The following is a 16,538-nucleotide window of genomic DNA, read 5'->3' as shown; positions in this document are numbered from 1 at the left end:
CAAGGTTGTCACATGATTATCATCATGGCAATAATGTAATTATCGTCGCGATATCACCGGGGATGGCAGGATGATCCAGACGCCCCCATTGACCTTGATATCGCAAAGCTGCGCGCCAACACCGCGCGCACGGGACGGTGGAGCTGCAGCGCCATGCCCGCCCCGGGGCACAACATCAGTTGACAATATCACCATAATATTAAAAATAGCCTTGCCGGCCAGATCGGCACCACAACGATAAGGGGGAGGTTTTCCATGACGAGAACGAAGGGAGACATGTCGTGATGAAGAAGATGGGTTGGGCGGCGTCGGTATCCTGCGCGGCGTTGATGCTGGCAAACGCCGCATCCGCCCTGGCGCAGGACAGCACGGCCGCCAGAAAGCAGGACAAGGTGGAACAGTCCGAACCGGTGCTGGCCGAGATCCTGGTGATCGGCCGCAGGTCGGAGAGTTTTGCCGATGACAAGGCGCTGGCCAGCATCCGGGAGACACCCAGTTCCGTCACGCTGATCGACAGCGAGCGGCTGGAGAAGCAGCATCTGCTGACCCTGGACGATCTGCTGAAGCAGACGGCCGGTGTGACGGTGGTGCGCAATATCTCCACATATCCGCGTTTTTTCGCGCGCGGGTTCCAGATTTCAAGCTTCCTGATCGATGGCACCCCGCAGCAGGGTTTCGCCTCGGCCCCCTACTCGCTGCCTGACCTATTCCTGTTCGACCATGTGGAATTCCTGCGCGGCCCGTCGGCCTTGTTCAGCGGCTCCGGCAGCCCGGGCGGCAGCATCAACCTGGTCCGCAAGCGCCCGAAAAAGGAATTCGCGGTAAACGGGTCCATCAGCACCGGTTCCTGGGATTTCTACCGGGGTGAGATCGACATCTCCACGCCGCTGAACGATGACGGCTCCGTCCGTTCGCGCGTCGGCGCCATGATCCAGGACGCGGGCGAGTTCACCGACAATTACAAAAAGGACCGCCGCAACATCTTCGGCGCCGTCGATGTGGATCTGGGCGAGGATACGGTGCTCAGCGTCGGTGGCTATTACGACGATTACGAGACCACCCTGTCCACCGGTCTTCCCGGACAAACTGGCGTGGGCCTGCTGGACCTGCCGCGCGACACCTATCTGGGGGGCGATGGCAACGAGGCACGCACCAAGCTGGCCCAGGGCTATGTGCAGTTGAGCCATGATTTCGGCGACAGCTGGAAGGGCCGCGCCACGGTCCAGTACAACGACCTGAAGCGTGACGAATTCTACCTGTTCTCCCGTGGACCCGTGACGACAGCCAATGCCGGCACGCTGAACATGGAGACCTATGCCGGCACGCATGACGCGGACTCGCTGTCCGCCGATATCAGCCTGACCGGCCAGTATGAGCTGTTCGGCCGGCCCGCGGGCGTGATCCTGGGTGGCGACTACCAGCGTTCGGACTGGCAGTTCGCATCGAACTACGCCTATGCGCAGACGCCGCCTCTGCTGATCGATGTGTTCAACCCCGTGCCGCCGCCGCTGCCCAATTTCTCGGTCGGTCCCAACAGCCCGGATTATTACCAGGGCCGGGAGATCATGAAGCAGTACGGTGTCTATGGTCAGACCCGCATCCAGCCGATCGAGGATTTTACTGTCGTGGCCGGCGGGCGCGTAGGCTGGGTCACCTATAAGGCGCAGGATTTCGATCTGACGCCCAACGGCATCTATTCCGTCGATGGCAAGCTGTCGCCTTATCTGGGCCTGGTCTATGACATCACATCCGACATCGCGGCCTATGGCAGCTATGCCGATGTGTTCGAGCCGCAATCGGCCTTTGACCGCAATGGCGACCCGTTGGGCCCCGTCAGCGGCAAACAGCTGGAAGCCGGTATCAAGGCCAATGTGTTCAGCAACCGCTTCCTGCTGACCGCCGCCATCTACCGTATCCGACAGAGCAACCGCGCGGTGTCCGATCCGGTCGATGTGAATGCCTCCATCGCGTCCGGTCTGGTGCAGGGCAAGGGGTTCGAGGTCGAGCTGAACGGCCGCATCACCACCGAATGGACGATCAGCGGTGGCTATAACTACAACAAGAACGCCGTTCTGTCGGATACCAACCCGCTGCTGGTCGGCACACAGTTCACGCCGGTCACACCCAAGCATTCCATCAAACTGTTCACCGACTATGCCTTCGCGCAGGAAACCACGCTGGCGGGCTTCAGCGTCGGCGGTGCCATCACGCTGAACAGCAAGCAGCGCGGCACCAGCGTTGAACAGGATGGGTATTTCGTGGCCGACCTGCGGGCAGGCTATGATTTCACCGAGAACCTGACCTTGTCGGTCAACGTCAACAATGTGTTCGATAAGAAATATTATTCCGAAATCCGCGACTTGCGTTTCAACAACTGGTACGGCACGCCGCGCAGCGCCTTCGTGACACTGAACGCCAAATATTAATGCCTGAATGCGCCCGTTGGCCGACTGTAGTCAACGGGCGCTTCCCCTTTCCAAAACCGGGATGATCCCATGCTTTCCGCACCCAATTCGGACCTGCGTTCACGGCTGGGCGATGGCACCATCGTGACGGATATGGTCTTCGTCTATGAGCCGCCGATCGGCAATGATGGCAGCCTGTTTGCGCATTACCGGGCGGCGGGGGTTGATTTCATCCAGTGCCATCCCGCCGGTGACGATCATAATATCTCCCAGGCTATCCAGCGCATCGCCCGGCTGCGCCGGGATATTGCGACCCGCTCGGATTGCCTGCTGGTCCACAGCATCGCCGATATCGAACGGGCCAAGGCAGCGGGCAAACTGGCCGTCGGCATCCAGTTGGAAGGGTTCCGCTGTATCGAGCGCAACCTGGACATGATCGATCTTTATTACGATCTGGGCGTTCGTCTTTGCCATCCGATCTTCAATATCGTCAATTCCATCGGCGGCGGCTGCACCGATGGCGATGAATTGGGGCTGACCCGTTTCGGTCGGCGCGTCATTGAGCGTATGAACGATGTCGGCATGATCATCGACGGTGCCCATGCCGGTATGCGGTCGCAACTGGACATGATCGAACTTTCCCGGGCCCCGATAGTCTGTTCCCACCATGGCATGCGCGCCATCCATCCCCACCCCCGCAACCTGACCGATGAAGTGGTGCGGGCCTGTGCCGCGCGCGGCGGGGTCGTGGGGTTGACGGGTGCCGGGTATTATCTGGGCGGTCAACCCGACGCCGACCGTCTGTTCACCCATGTCGACTACGCGGTGCAGATGGTGGGGGCCGACCATGTCGGCCTGGGGCTGGACTGGACCGCCGATGCCGGGCTGCTGGAACGCGCCTTTGCGGCCGCCCCAGATGTCTGGGGAGCGCTGGAACAGTGGCAGCCCATCGCCTTTTTCGGCCCGCAGATGCTCTGGGATCTGGTGGCGAAGATGGATGCTGCCGGCTATGGCGATGCGGCGATTAAGGGCATCATCGGCGGCAACTGGATGCGTATTGCCGGAGCCGTGTGGAAATGAAGCCAATCTTCCGTCTGTTCGTCGCCACCTTTCTGCTGCTGCCGGGATGCGGGACGGCGGGACCGGAAAAGACGGCCGTGCAGGCCGTGGCGACCCAGCAGTTTGACGGCTATCGCCGCGGCGTTCCCTATTACCAGCTGGAAATCGGGGCTGCGGCGGACGGAGAGCGTTACACACTGCGGCGCTGGAACCTGAAGGATGCCATGTGGGGGGCAAATGTCTCCGCGGACGAGGGGGAGATTGCCCAGCATCCGCAGGAGTTCACGCTCAACGGCGCCCTGGCCGGCTTGATCCCAGCCCTGCCCCGGATTAATGCCGTCGGCTGGCGTACCCTGGATGCCGCCTCCTGGCAAGGGTCCAGCGCCATCTATGTCCGCCACGCCCGGATCATGCGGATGATCGGCGGGCAGGAGGTGACGGTGACGCGCTGGGCGCAGAAGGATGCCACCGACCCGATGGACCTGTTCATCGCCGATGACGGCACGCTGGTCGCCGCCATCGATGTCAATGATGATACGGTCCTGGTCCGCCGGGGGTACGAGGCTTTTACCAATGTCGCCGCGTGGCAGGCACCGGGCATGTCGCAGCCGGCCTATGGCTATCAAGCGCTCGACCTGCAGATGATGGCGACGCGCAATGGCGAACGTCTGGCCACGCGCGTCTATCTGCCCAAGGGGGCGGATGCCAAGGGCCCCTTCCCCACCATCCTGGTCCGCAACCCCTATGGTATTTCCGACCTTCTGGGCCGGTATGAACAATATGTGGTCAAGGGCTATGCCGTGGTTTTACAGGCGGTACGCGGTACCGCCTATTGGGACCCGGCGTCACAGTCCGAAGGGACGGCGCGCTTGCAGTTGCAGGAGCGCGATGACGGGGCCGACACGCTGGACTGGATCACCAAACAGCCTTGGTCAAACGGATCCATCTGTATGCAGGGCCTCTCCTATCACGGCTTCACGCAATGGGCCGCCGCCATGGCGCGCAACCCGGCGCTGAAATGCGTGGTGTCGGAAAGCACGCTGGGCACGGCCTTTGGCGATCAGCCCTATATGGGTGGTACCTTCATCCAGGGCACGCCCTTCTACCTGTTCTGGATGTTCGACCGGAAGCTGCTGCCTGGCCGCACCTGGTCGGACGTGCTGCGCCACCGGCCCATCCGCGATCTGGATGTCTATGCCACGGGGGCCGAGCTGCCGGCCTGGCGCGGCGCCGTGGAACATTGGAAGAATGACGAATATTGGCAGCCGCAGGACTGGTTTCAGGACCAGGGCCCGCGTGACTTTGCAGCACTTGAGATCAGCGGCTGGTTCGATGACGATTTCCCCGGCACGCGCAGTACCTGGGCGATGATGAGCAGGTACGGAACCAAGCCCAACCGACTGATGATCGGTCCGTGGAAGCACAGTTACAACCATGACCGCACATTGAACGGCTATGCATTTGGTGCCAACGCGCTGCGCGACGATATCTGGCTGACCAAGCAGAAATGGTACGACCATCATCTGAAGGGCGTGGCCAATGGGGTCACCGACACAATGGTCGATTACTTCGTCCTTGGCAGCAATGAATGGCGTCAGGCCAGCGCTTGGCCACCCGCGGAGGCCCGCCCCCGCGCCTATTATCTGCACAGCGACGGCAAGGCGGCCCGGGATTCCAATGCCGGCCGGTTGAGCAGCACGGCACCGGAAGGGCCGCAGCCGGTGGACGATTATCGCTACGATCCGGCCGATCCGCCGCGCAACTGGTACAATTTTGACCTGATGGGCGAATATGCCGACGTCCAGACATTCCCTTATGATTTCAAGGATATAGAGGATCGCGGCGATGTCGTGACCTATACCAGCGCCCCGCTGGAAGAAGACCTGACCATCGCCGGCGATGTGAAGCTGATCCTCTATGCCTCCACGGATGTGAAGGATACCGACTGGTGGGCGCATCTGTCGGATGTCGATGCGGACAACCGCTCCAACCGACTGACCATGGGCGTCATCCGCGCCCGTTTCCGCAAGCTGGAGGACCCGGATTTCCATGTCTTCGGAAAGAACTTCACCGAGGCGCATCCGCTGTCCGGCCAGTTGAAGGATGTCGTGCGCTATGAGGTCAGCCTGAAAGCCATCGCCAATACCTTCCGCAAGGGCCATCGCATCCGCATCGCAGTGATGAACGCAATGGATAACTACTCCTTCCCCAATTCCAACACCGGCGGGATCGAGGCTGACGTGACCGAGACCAAGGTTGGGCGGATGCAGATCCATCACGTCCCCGGTGCCGCCAGTCATGTGATCCTGCCCGTGATGCCGCAATGAAAGGGTACCGCATGCAGCCGCATTTCCGCCTGGGCATTATCGGTCTGGGACTGGTGGCCAAGGAACATATCGCCGCCTATCAGAAACTGGACGGCGTCCAGATCATCTCCGTCTGCGACGTGAATGCGGATGCGGCCGCACAATGGGGCCAAACGCTGGAGGCAGCATATTATACCGACTATCGGGACCTGCTGGCCAAGGGCGGGATCGATCTGGTCCTGGTCCTGACACCCGCTTCCACCCATCGCCCGATTGTCGAGGCCGCCGCAGCAGCCGGTTTCCCCATCCTGTGCGAGAAGCCGCTGGCCGTGACGGTGGCGGATGGAGTGGCCATGGTTGCCGCCTGCGCCCGCCATGGGGTGAAGCTGTTCTACGGCTCCATCTATCGCTACCTGCCGGCGGTGCAGACAGCCAAGGCGATGATCGACCAGGGAGCCATTGGCAAGATCCAGGTGATGACGGAGCAGATGATCGGGGGCCACGGTGCCGCAGGCTATCGCCAGCTGAGCCCTGTCCACTATCCCCATGGCGGGCCGGGCGGGTCGGGCATGGGGCTGGTCGATCACGGCATCCACCTGATTGACGTCTTTTCCTGGTTCACCGGCGGCGAACCGGTGCAGGTGACGGGCAGCGGCCAGATCTCAGGTGCCCCCTTGCAGTCCGAACATCTGACCATGCGGTTTGCCGGCGGGGCCATGGGGCACCTGATCTATAATGCCGGCACCTACTCCACTTATCTGCCCAATGAGGGCATGTTCGCGGGCGGGATGAGTTGGCTGACCGATGGCAGTCTGGCGCCGCCGGGTACCTGGCTGGGGGAGCCGGGATCAATCTCCGTCCATGGCACCACCGGCAGCCTGCGCATCTTCCATTTCGCCAATGCCCTGTTCTTGAACCAGGGCAAGGGCATGCGCCAGATCCCGCTGGTGGGGCGCCCCTGCCCCGACCATTTCGCCACGCAGTTGGAGGATTGCATCGCCGCCATGCGCGATGACCGGTCGCCCTCCATTGGTGGCGATGACGCGGTACGGGCGCTGCGCGTCCTTGAAGCCGCCTATCGCTGAGCAATTTAGGGAGATGACAATGGACCGGATCGAACTCGCATCCTTCATGAGCGGTCTGCGCGAGACCGTGCGCAACGCTACGCCCGACCAATGCCTGGAACCGATGAACGGCACCGTCACCCAGGTTCGCGGCTTCCAATCCGTCGCCCGGTTCGGCGATGTCGAGACCATTGTCGATGAGCCCACCGTGTTCGGCGGCACCGGCACCGCCCCCAACCCGGCGGAAATCGCTCTGGCCGGCCTGGGCGCCAGCATCCAGGTGACGATGCTGTGCTATGCAGCACATCTAGGCATCGATGCCACCGACATTGTCGTGAAGCTCGCGGGCGCCCTGGATGCGCGGGGTTTCTTCGACCTGTCGCCCGACGTGCCCGTCGGCTTTTACGAGGTGACGGCGGACGTCACCTACAAGGGCTCCGCCAGCGAGCAGCAGGTGGCGGCATTGCTGGACTATGTGAACCGCTGTTGCCCGGTGCTGGCCGTGTTCCGTCAGCCGATGCGGGTGCAATTATCGATGCGGCAGGTCCCATGAAGGGGTGGACGATCCGCGCAGCCCTCTGCGTCCTCTCCCTGCTCTGTGTCGCCCCGGCTTTCGCCACGGCAGCACAGAGCCCGCGCCTTGAGGCGCTGGCTCGCGAAACCAGGCCGGAACGGTTGGCGCGGTTCTGGGCGACGGTGCAGACTGAAGGCACGCCACTGGTCGAACCGTTGGCGGGTGATCCCGGCCGCGTGATCGTCACCTTCCTGTGGCGGGGTTCGGCAGAAGCGTCAGCGCCCGGCGTGTTCGGTGTGTTCAACGCGGAACCGTGGACCAGCGGCGATCCGATGCAACATCTGGCTGGCACCGATATCTGGTTCCGCACCTACATTCTGCCGGCGGCCCTGCGCGCACCCTATACGCTGATCGGCTCCCGCGCCGCCCTGCCGCAATTGGCATGGCAGCGAGAATGGCAGGGGGCATCGGCGCATCACGACCTATTCCTGGACCCGCTGAACAAGCGGACCATCGACGACGTCTATTATCGCCGCCTGACCCACGACAATGTCTTCGAAGGGCCGGCGGCACCGCCGGAAACCTGGCGGAACGCGACCCCATTGCGCGGACAGGTCGTCGAGTTCGAACTGGCCAGCAAGGCCCTGGGCAACAGCCGCAAGATCATTGTGTACCAGCCGCCCATAGACGGGTCTGGTCAAAAGCCGGGATTGCTGCTGCTGTTCGACGGCCTGTCCTACCGCACACCGGGCATGGTGCCGGAGATGCTGGACGGGCTGATCGCGCAAGGCAAAATCCCGCCCCTGGTGGCGGTGATGGTGGACAGCCTGTCCCCCGACAGGCGCCAAACGGAGTTGAACGCCAGCGAACCGTTCGAACGGTTCGTCGCTGCGGAACTGATGCCCATCATCCGGCAGCGCTTTGGCATATCGCCCGACCCGCGCCAGGCCATCGTCGCCGGCGCCAGCCGGGGCGGACTGGCCGCCGGATCGCTGGCACTGCGCCATCCCGACCTGTTCGGCAATGTCATCGCCCAATCCGCCGCCTTCTGGTCCGCCCCGCAGGAAAAGGATCATGAAACCGACTGGCTGGCCCGGCAGTATCTGGCCCTGCCCCAGACACTGCCGATCCGCTTCTATATCCAACCCGGCTCCATGGAGAGTACCGACGGCATGCGCGGTCCCAACCGGCGGTTCCGTGACATGCTGGCGGCCCAAGGCTACCAGGTCTGCTATCGGGAGTTCCTGGGCGGTCACACCTTCTTGCACTGGCGCATGGCGTTACCCGAAGCCATCATCGCGATGGCTCAACCCGGAAATGGCACAGATTTATGCAATGCCGGACTGCCGCCGGACTAAGATTTGGCTGGCGGAAGGGCCGAGCCGACTGTTAAAAAGTACGAAATAATTATCCTGGAGATAATGTTATGCCCCGCCCCAAGGCCGACCATGAAGAACGGCGCGCACGTCTTGCCAAAGCGGCCTGCGAGGTCATCCTCGATATCGGCCTGGAAAATGCAAAATTGTCCGATATTGGCACACGCGCGGGCCTGACGACCGGTGCGGTGCAACATTACTTCCGCAGCAAGGAAGATCTGCTGTTCTTCGCCAAGAACCATGTCTTCGACCTGATCCTGGAAAAATCGAAGGCGCCCCCCCCGGATCTGGCGGGTGCCGAACGGCTCTATTACATCATCCGCCGGCACCTGCCCATCACCAGCGACCACCTGAAGGCGGTCCGGTTGCTGGAGGCGTTTCGCGGCCGGGCCATCGGCAATGCCATCATGTTGCGCAACCAGCACAAACGCGACCTGACCTTCCTGGCCTTGCTGGAGGAGGAGTTGGGCCGGCTGAAAGCGGCGGGCCTGATGCGTGCCGACCTGGAGATCCCGACGGCCGCCCTGGGCCTCAACGCGATCATCGAGGGGATCGGCTGCATCGTGATGGCCGCACCCGGCGCCTACAAGTCAATCAACCTGTTCGGCATCGTCGCCGACTACATCACAGGCGTGCTGGGCGCACCGCCGCCGATGGACAGTGCCGCGAAACCGGCACGGCCGCGCAAACCCGAAGCGGAGGTCCCACCGGAGAAAAAGCCCAGGGTGAGAAAGACCACAGCCTCATCCAACCCATCATGATTGCCGTGGCAGGATTGAGAGAACGCCTGTCACGGATGCGGAACGGGGTCAGGTTGGTTCCATAGCCGGTATCATCGAAGCGGAACATTGGTCGGTCCGCGTGGGAAATGGCGCCAGCTTCGCACTCCTCCTGATATTGCCGGGCAGCATGGCCTGACCATTTGCAGATATCGGCGGAGGTTGACTTGAAATCGTACAGTCTCCGCTTCTCGACCTCATCCTGGGCATCGGATGGCGAGCCGATCGACACCACAATCATCTCCGGTGTGCTGCCCATCTATGATGAAGTGTCCGAAACGGCACGATCGAATGCCCATTCCTGAACTGATGGTGTGGATACCCCTTCACCTGGGGATGGCTGGTTTCCAGGTTAGCGGCACCCGACGATGCCGCCATCGACCGGGATTTCTGTACCAGTGACATAGGCACCGGCGCGCGAGCAGAGGAAAATGACGATGCCGGCGATATCATCGGGCCGACCCAGCCGACCCAAGGGGATGTGCCCCTTCAAGACGCCCTGAGGGACATGGTTGTCATCGCGCAGATGGGCGGTCATGGCAGTCGGGAAAAAGCCGGGCAGGACGGCATTGACCGTGATGTGGCGGTCGGCCAGATCCTTGGCCAATTGCCGGCTCAACTGGTGGATTGCCGCCTTGCTGGCACCGTAGGAATAGGCCTGCAAAGGCTCTATCGCCACGCCGGCCACCGAACCGATATTGATGATGCGGGCCGGGTCGCCAGTTCGTTTGCCAGCGGTCAGATCGGGCAGGAACTGCTGCACCAGCTTGAACGGCGTATGCACATTGACGGTCATGACCGAAGACCAGGCCTTGTCGGGGAAATCCGCGATCGGCGCGCCCCAGGTCTTGCCGGCATTGTTGACGAGGATGTCCAGGCCACCGGCCAATGTCCGATAGCGTTCAACCAGATCGACCACCGCCTCGGGCGTCGACAGGTCCGCCGGCAGGGCCAGACACGGTCCCAGAGCCGACATTTCCGCTGCGGCCCGGGTGCAGATGTCCGGCTTGCGGGACGTGATGACAACCTGCGCGCCGGCCCGCAGCAACCCTTCCGCGATCATGCGGCCCAACCCCTGGGCACCACCGGTGACCAGCGCGCGCTTACCCGACAGGGAGAACAGGTCACCACTCATCTCATGCCCCTTCGATATCGATGATGATCTTGCCGAACCCGTGACCCTGTTCCAGATGGGCCAGGGCCTCGGCGGCGGCGGACAGGGGGAAACGGCGATCAATGGCCGGTGTCAGCCCATGCTGCGCGGCAAAGGCCACCATGGCGGCGAATTCCGCCGGATTGCCGACATTGGTGCCGATCAGGCGCAGGTTCTTCAGGAAAAGCTCCGGCGCATTGACGGTGAAATCCACGCCCCCGGTCGATCCGTACAGCACCACCCGCGCGCCCATGGCGAGCGCCCGCGCATAGTGGGGATAAGACGCGGCGGGCGCCCCATCGAATACGACGTCGATGCCCCCCGACTGTTTCGCCAGCGCCTTGCGCCAGTTGTCTTCACGGTAATTGAACCCCGCGCGCGCGCCCAGAGCGGTCGCCTTTTCCAGCGTCGCGTCCGAACCGCTGGTGACAAACACTTCCGCCCCCATGGCCACCCCGAACAGGAGCGCGAAGGTCGCCACCCCGCCGCCGACACCGGTGACCAGCAGCTTTTCCCCGGCCAGCAAGCCGGCCTTGGTCACCAGCCCACGCCAAGCCGTGATGCCGGCCAGGGGAAGGGCGGCGGCTTGCGCGAAATCCAGATGTGGAGGCAGAGGCACGGCACTGGCGGCCGGCACGCAGACGGACTGGGCGATGGTGCCGGGTCCGGGCATGCCCAGCAGGCCGAATGAAGCCGCGGGATAATCGGGGTCCTCTCCCCAACGCAGACCCGGATAGAGCAGCACACCCTCCCCCACGCGGGCCGGATCGACACCGGACCCGACGGCGTCGATCACCCCCGCCCCGTCGGCCCCCAGGATGGCCGGCAGGGTCATGCCCGGATACTGGCCGCGCGCGATCCACAGCTCGCGATGGTTCAGGGCCGCGGCCTTCAGCGCCACGCGAACCTCCCCTTCGACAGGGTTGGAGGCGGCTACCTCCTCCAGGCGGGCGGCGTCCGGCCCCGTGGCTGAACGCAGGATCAGGGCACGCATGTTGACTCCTCCGATGATGCACCGGAACCAGCATGGGCTGCGACCGGCAAGACATCACCTGTCGGTGGGCAGGGCCCAACGGGTCAGGGCGGCCGACAAGTCCAGCGCCCCGGACGCAGGGCGCACACTGCCCGGCGTGGCGGAAAACCGGGGGGCCGTGCCCGGCTGCGGCACGCCGCCCAGGCTGGTGAAGGTTTCCCGCGCCCGGTTATGCGGATGCTCCGGGGCTTCGGCCAGGGACAGGACAGGGGAGACGCAGGCATCACCCTGGGCAAAATGCGCGGCCCAGACATCGCGTGGCCGGGTCCGGAATATCGCGGCGAAAGCCTGCGTCATGGCGGGCCAGCCGGCCTGGTCATATTGCACGAACCGTCCCGCCGGCAGGCCCAGACCGGCCAGCAATTGCGCGAAGAAGGGCGGCTCCAGGGCGCCGACGGCGACATGGCGCCCGTCGGCGCATTCATAACAGCGATAGAAGGGGGCGAACCCGTCCAGCAGGTTGGCCTCCCGCCGGTCATGCCATTGACCCGTATGCAGGAAGGCCTGGAACAGGCTGGTCATCACCGCCGTGCCGTCGGTCATGGCGGCATCGACCACCTGCCCCTTGCCGGTGCGCGCCGCAGACAACAACCCCGCCAGCAGCCCGGCCAGCAGGAACATGGCCCCACCGCCATAATCCCCGATGACATTCAGCGGTACCGTCGGCGGCTGTCCCGCCGCCCCGATGGCGTGCAGGATGCCGGCGACGGCGATGTAATTGATGTCGTGCCCCGCGCGCGGCGCCAACGGCCCGCTCTGGCCCCAGCCCGTCATGCGGCCATAGACCAGCCTTGGATTGCGCGCCAGGCATTCGGCCGGGCCCAGCCCCATGCGCTCCATGACGCCGGGCCTATACCCCTCGATCAGGGCGTCGGCCCCGGCCACCAGTGACAAGAGGTCGGCCCGGCCCGATCCGGACTTCAGATCCAGGGTCAGACTATGTCGACCCCGATGCAGGATGGCGCCACCCACATCCTCCCACGCCGCGCCGGGATAGGGCGGGCGGGTGATGCGCAGCACATCGCATCCCATATCGGCCAGCAACATGGCGGCCAACGGCACGGGACCGATGGCGTCAAGTTCAATCACGTGCAGCCCGACAAGGGGGCCGGTCGGCGACGGGGTCATGGATATTCCTTTCTGAGAGCCGGATGGCCCTGCGGCTCAGACCATCAGCCCGAGCTGGCGTGCCTTGATCACGGTCTGCGGCCGGCGGCGAACGCCCAGCTTGTCGTAAACCTGCTGCATGTACCATTTCACCGTCCCCTCGGTCAGGCCAAGGCGATTGCCGATCTCCTTGTTGCGCAGGCCGGCGCCCACCATGCCCAGCACCTCCAGTTCGCGGGGTGACAGACGGCTGCTGGGCTGGCTGTCGCCCATCTCTTCCTCGTCCACATCGAGGAAAGGAATGATGCCGGTGAAGGAAGAGGCGAGCTTGGCGGCGAACCGGTCGACCTGGCTGTCCATGACAGGGCCATGGCCATAGGCATCGACCAGCAGGGTGCCCACCGCTTCCCCCTCGTCCAAGAAAATGCGGGTCCAGCCGGCGGGGGCCGCCAGGGTGACCGCCTCACGCACGGCACGGCGCGCCTCCTGCCGGTCACCATCCAGCAGGGCGATCTGGGCCAGCAGCAGCTCGAAGGCCACGGCGGAGCGCAGGGCGCCTGCCCGGCGGACAAACACGCTCCAGCGCTTGGCCACCTTGCGCGCCCGGACCAGCCGGTGGGCATGGATTTCCAGCCGCAGCCAGGCGATGGCGATACTTTCCTGGCGGCGGGTGGGGTTCATGGTGGGCAGCGGCTCGTCATCCAGCGACAGGTCGCCCGCCTCGAACGCGGCAGTGGCCTTCTGCGGCTGGCCGTCGCGCAGCAGCAGGCGCACCTGCTCCGCCACGACATAGGCACGTAGCCGGTCCAGACCGCATTCGATGGCCACCAGATGCGCGCCCTCCAGGGCCGTCAGCGCCGCATCGATCTGTCCGCGCGCCGCCAGCAGCCGGGCCCGGACCAGATAGCCGGCGGCCAGCTGATCCAGGAAGCCCAGTTGCCGCGCCACGCCCACATAGCGCTTCACCAGATCGTCGGCGCCGGCCAGATCCCCGCAATCATACAGCAGTTCGGCCAGCGGCAGGGCCGGCAGTGCTGCCAGCGGTGAGCCCTTGCCGGCGAAATCCTCGGCGATCTCCAGCGCTTCGCGCAGCAGGGCACGGGCGGCCTCCACCTTGCCCTGCACCATGAAGGTGGGGGCGACGGAGGATTTCAGCGCGATCGAGGCGAAGCGCACGCCCGGCAATTCCAGGGCCCGGCGGGTTTCCGCCTCCAGCTTCAGGATATCGCGGAAATGGTACAGTTCCCGCCGCGCCGCCATCAGCTGCGCCAGCATGGTGCAGCTGAGATAGGGATAATCATCCCCCAGTTCCGCCAGCAGCGCCTGCGCCCGCGTCTCCACCATGGTCATGTCGTCACGGGCGGCGGCCAGGATGATGGACCGATGCTCCACCAGACGGCGCAGATGCATCGCCTGATGCGGGGGCAGTATCCCTGTCGCTGCCTGCGCCTCGATACAGGCGGCGGCAGCATCGATCATCTTCTGGGCGGGTGTGAAGGCCAGACCCCGGATACGCCGCCAGGCCAGCAGCAGCAGCAGGCTGGGCCGGCCTTCAAGCTGTGGCCAGGACAGGACGCCGGCGATGCTGTCCAGTTGCAGCAGATGCCCGGCATAGGTGGCCGTCTCCGCCATGGCGTCCAGGCAATCGGCCAGGAAATCCAGATCACCGCTGGCCTGGGCATGAGCGATGGCCGGCAGGGATTCGTGGAGGGACATGAAATAGCGCCCCGCCCGCCGATGCATTTCGGCGGCATGGGCCGGCATATCCTCCGTCAGCCGCCGCAACATCAATTGCCGCAGCAACGGGTTCAGAACATAGCGCCCGGCATCGATATCGACCAGGGTAAGGAACAGACCGGCCGCCTCGATCTCGACCAGAAAGCGGCGGCTATCCTCCCGGCCGGTTAGCACCTGGCAGGAAACCGGGGTCAGACTGTCCAGAACGGCGGTGTCGGTCAGAAAGGCAATGATGGCCGGGTTGATACCGGCCAGGACCTCCTCCGCGAAATAATCACCGACATCGCGGGCGAAACGGGTCCAGCGGCTGGTCTCTTCCAGTCCCGCCAGCCGCTGTGCCATGACCAAGCCGGCAACCCAGCCATCGGTTCGCGCTGCCAGCGACGCGCCCTCCCCCGCTGTCCCGCCATGGGCTGTAACCCAGGCCTGCGTCTCTTCCGCCGTAAAGCGCAGCTCCTGTTCACCCAGCTCCACCAGCATGCCCAGCGACCGCAGGCGGGCCACGGGCACCCTGTTGCGGCCGCGCGCGACGATGATGGTGGTCATGGCATCCCGCATGGTGACGACAAGCCGTTCGATCAAAGCATGCGTGTCGGCGGTCAACAGGTGCGCATCATCCACGATCAGGACCGGGCGGCGGCCCGCATCACCGATCAGCAGGGCCAGCAGATCCTCCGCCGAGCCATCAGCTGCCGGCAAGGGCCGGTCAATGCCACAGGAAGCGGCCGCCGCCCACAGGCAGGACCGGAAATCCTCCGCCCCCCGCATGCCGCCCCTTGCGGCCAGCCACAGGACCGGGCGGTTCCGGCTGCGTAGCCCGTCCGCCCAGCCACGCAGGATGGTGGTCTTGCCATAACCCGCCGGTGCATGCACCAGCGTGACGCGGGACCGGTCGACCGCGTCCAACAGGTCGTCCAGACGCGACCGTTGCACCAGGGGACCGCTGCGCAGGGGCGCGGACCCGACCATGGCGGAGATGATACCCATTGTTTCCTCCCAATGCCTGACGCTGATTTTTGTTTTCGCGGGGCTTGATGGACCGTTCTGATGCCGGGTCGTACCTCCTTGGGCTGAAATGCGGGTGCCGGCCAAAACAGGGCGACAGAAAGGAGCATAGAGGGGCGAACAATGTTCATCCCCTATCCATGGATAGGGTACTGCGTTTGTAATCACCCCGCTACAGCGTGTAGCCGCCGCCACAGGTCAGGACCTGGCCGCTGACATACCCCGCCTCGGGCAGGCACAGCAGATAGACGGCACCGGCCGCATCATCGGGCGTGCCGGCGCGGCCCAGGGGAATGGCGCTTTCCGCCGCACTGCGCAGTTCGGCGCTGATCCCCACCTTGATGGCGCGGCCCGCCATGTCGATGCTGCCGCCGCTCTGGTCCGCGTCGGTCAGCCGGGTCAGGATCACGCCAAAGGCCACGGCATTGACCGTGACATTGTAGCGGCCCCATTCCTTGGCCAGTGTCCTTGTCAGGCCCAGCACGCCCGCTTTGCCGGCGGCATAACCCACCTGCCCCGGATTGCCGCCCAGGCCGGCGATGGAGGAGATGTTGACGACGCTGCGCCGGCGCGGCGGCATCCCCGCCGCCCGTTCCGCTTTGACCGCAGCACCGATGACCGGCTGGGCGGCGCGCAGCACGCGGAACGGCGCGGTCAGGTGGATGCCGATCATGGCCTCCCACTGCTCGTCCGCCGTCTTCTGGATGACATTGTCCCAGGTATAGCCGGCATTGTTGACGATGATGGTCAGGTCGCCGAACCGCTCCACCGCCAGGGCCACGAACCGTTCGGCAAATCCGGACGCCAGCACGTCACCGGCGCAGGCCTCCGCCTGCCCGCCGGCCGCCCGGATCGCGGCGACCACGTCTGCCGCCGGCCCCGCGTCCAGATCATTGACGATGACCGATGCCCCGGCACCGGCCAGCTTCAAGGCGATGGCGCGCCCGATGCCGCGCCCTGCCCCGGTGACGATCGCCACCTCTCCCTGCAAGGGCCCCAT

Annotated in this window: 13 protein-coding genes; 8 read left to right on the top strand and 5 right to left on the bottom strand. The window is 64.4% G+C overall.

Annotated elements, in window-relative coordinates; genetic code table 11:
* Positions 1-284: 284 nt before the first annotated feature.
* The 8 genes from AC1Q7F_RS14230 to AC1Q7F_RS14195 all read left to right on the top strand — a co-directional run bounded on the left by AC1Q7F_RS14230 (position 285) and on the right by AC1Q7F_RS14195 (position 9,808).
* Entirely contained in the window at positions 285-2,426 is a 2,142-nt protein-coding gene (locus AC1Q7F_RS14230) for a TonB-dependent siderophore receptor (RefSeq protein WP_492507902.1), read from the top strand.
* Between the two features lie 69 nt (positions 2,427-2,495).
* Positions 2,496-3,485: a dipeptidase gene (locus AC1Q7F_RS14225; protein ID WP_492507900.1), complete on the top strand. Its 990-nt coding sequence runs from the start codon at positions 2,496-2,498 to the stop codon at positions 3,483-3,485.
* Positions 3,482-5,791 carry a CocE/NonD family hydrolase gene (locus tag AC1Q7F_RS14220; protein WP_492507898.1) on the top strand — a complete coding sequence of 770 codons (2,310 nt, stop codon included), beginning with the start codon at positions 3,482-3,484 and terminating at the stop codon, positions 5,789-5,791. The genes AC1Q7F_RS14225 and AC1Q7F_RS14220 overlap by 4 nt, the downstream gene beginning before the upstream one ends.
* An 11-nt stretch (positions 5,792-5,802) precedes the next feature.
* On the top strand, positions 5,803-6,855 hold the full coding sequence (locus AC1Q7F_RS14215; protein WP_492507896.1) for a Gfo/Idh/MocA family protein: 1,053 nt from the start codon (positions 5,803-5,805) through the stop codon (positions 6,853-6,855).
* Between the two features lie 19 nt (positions 6,856-6,874).
* On the top strand, positions 6,875-7,387 hold the full coding sequence (locus AC1Q7F_RS14210; RefSeq protein WP_492507894.1) for an OsmC family protein: 513 nt from the start codon (positions 6,875-6,877) through the stop codon (positions 7,385-7,387).
* On the top strand, positions 7,384-8,706 hold the full coding sequence (locus AC1Q7F_RS14205; protein ID WP_492507892.1) for an alpha/beta hydrolase: 1,323 nt from the start codon (positions 7,384-7,386) through the stop codon (positions 8,704-8,706). Before AC1Q7F_RS14210 ends, AC1Q7F_RS14205 begins: the two co-directional genes overlap by 4 nt.
* 68 nt (positions 8,707-8,774) lie before the next feature.
* The gene (locus tag AC1Q7F_RS14200; RefSeq protein WP_492507890.1) at positions 8,775-9,485 is read left to right on the top strand and encodes a TetR/AcrR family transcriptional regulator; all 711 of its coding nucleotides are present in this window, start codon (positions 8,775-8,777) and stop codon (positions 9,483-9,485) included.
* Between the two features lie 185 nt (positions 9,486-9,670).
* Positions 9,671-9,808, top strand: coding sequence for a hypothetical protein (locus tag AC1Q7F_RS14195; RefSeq protein ID WP_492507888.1), 138 nt, complete (start codon positions 9,671-9,673; stop codon positions 9,806-9,808).
* A 47-nt stretch (positions 9,809-9,855) separates the two neighbouring features.
* On the opposite strand, the gene AC1Q7F_RS14190 is transcribed toward AC1Q7F_RS14195, so the two are convergent.
* The 5 genes from AC1Q7F_RS14190 to AC1Q7F_RS14170 form a co-directional block, all read right to left on the bottom strand.
* The gene (locus tag AC1Q7F_RS14190) at positions 9,856-10,638 is read right to left on the bottom strand and encodes an SDR family oxidoreductase (RefSeq protein WP_492507887.1); all 783 of its coding nucleotides are present in this window, start codon (positions 10,636-10,638) and stop codon (positions 9,856-9,858) included.
* Position 10,639: 1 nt separating this feature from the next.
* Entirely contained in the window at positions 10,640-11,650 is a 1,011-nt protein-coding gene (locus AC1Q7F_RS14185) for a zinc-binding dehydrogenase (RefSeq protein ID WP_492507886.1), read from the bottom strand.
* A 54-nt stretch (positions 11,651-11,704) separates the two neighbouring features.
* On the bottom strand, positions 11,705-12,817 hold the full coding sequence (locus AC1Q7F_RS14180; protein WP_492507885.1) for a CaiB/BaiF CoA transferase family protein: 1,113 nt from the start codon (positions 12,815-12,817) through the stop codon (positions 11,705-11,707).
* A 36-nt stretch (positions 12,818-12,853) separates the two neighbouring features.
* Positions 12,854-15,520, bottom strand: a complete 2,667-nt coding sequence (locus AC1Q7F_RS14175) for a winged helix-turn-helix domain-containing protein (protein ID WP_492507883.1) — start codon at positions 15,518-15,520, stop codon at positions 12,854-12,856.
* 190 nt (positions 15,521-15,710) lie between these two features.
* Entirely contained in the window at positions 15,711-16,538 is an 828-nt protein-coding gene (locus tag AC1Q7F_RS14170) for an SDR family NAD(P)-dependent oxidoreductase (protein ID WP_492507881.1), read from the bottom strand.

The organism is Niveispirillum sp. GW835-FHT14G11 (assembly GCF_058793615.1).
The sequence above is the reverse complement of the archived record's forward strand: the minus strand, read 5'-3'. Positions and strand labels throughout refer to the sequence as shown.

Excerpts from the sequence above, each read along its gene's own strand:
- AC1Q7F_RS14230 (WP_492507902.1), top strand. The coding sequence starts at position 285 with ATGAAGAAGATGGGTTGGGCGGCGTCGGTATCCTGCGCGGCGTTGATG.
- AC1Q7F_RS14225 (WP_492507900.1), top strand. The coding sequence starts at position 2,496 with ATGCTTTCCGCACCCAATTCGGACCTGCGTTCACGGCTGGGCGATGGC.
- AC1Q7F_RS14220 (WP_492507898.1), top strand. The coding sequence starts at position 3,482 with ATGAAGCCAATCTTCCGTCTGTTCGTCGCCACCTTTCTGCTGCTGCCG.
- AC1Q7F_RS14215 (WP_492507896.1), top strand. The coding sequence starts at position 5,803 with ATGCAGCCGCATTTCCGCCTGGGCATTATCGGTCTGGGACTGGTGGCC.
- AC1Q7F_RS14210 (WP_492507894.1), top strand. The coding sequence starts at position 6,875 with ATGGACCGGATCGAACTCGCATCCTTCATGAGCGGTCTGCGCGAGACC.
- AC1Q7F_RS14205 (WP_492507892.1), top strand. The coding sequence starts at position 7,384 with ATGAAGGGGTGGACGATCCGCGCAGCCCTCTGCGTCCTCTCCCTGCTC.
- AC1Q7F_RS14200 (WP_492507890.1), top strand. The coding sequence starts at position 8,775 with ATGCCCCGCCCCAAGGCCGACCATGAAGAACGGCGCGCACGTCTTGCC.
- AC1Q7F_RS14190 (WP_492507887.1), bottom strand. The coding sequence starts at position 10,638 with ATGAGTGGTGACCTGTTCTCCCTGTCGGGTAAGCGCGCGCTGGTCACC.
- AC1Q7F_RS14185 (WP_492507886.1), bottom strand. The coding sequence starts at position 11,650 with ATGCGTGCCCTGATCCTGCGTTCAGCCACGGGGCCGGACGCCGCCCGC.
- AC1Q7F_RS14180 (WP_492507885.1), bottom strand. The coding sequence starts at position 12,817 with ATGACCCCGTCGCCGACCGGCCCCCTTGTCGGGCTGCACGTGATTGAA.
- AC1Q7F_RS14175 (WP_492507883.1), bottom strand. The coding sequence starts at position 15,520 with ATGGGTATCATCTCCGCCATGGTCGGGTCCGCGCCCCTGCGCAGCGGT.
- AC1Q7F_RS14170 (WP_492507881.1), bottom strand. The coding sequence starts at position 16,538 with ATGGGGCCCTTGCAGGGAGAGGTGGCGATCGTCACCGGGGCAGGGCGC.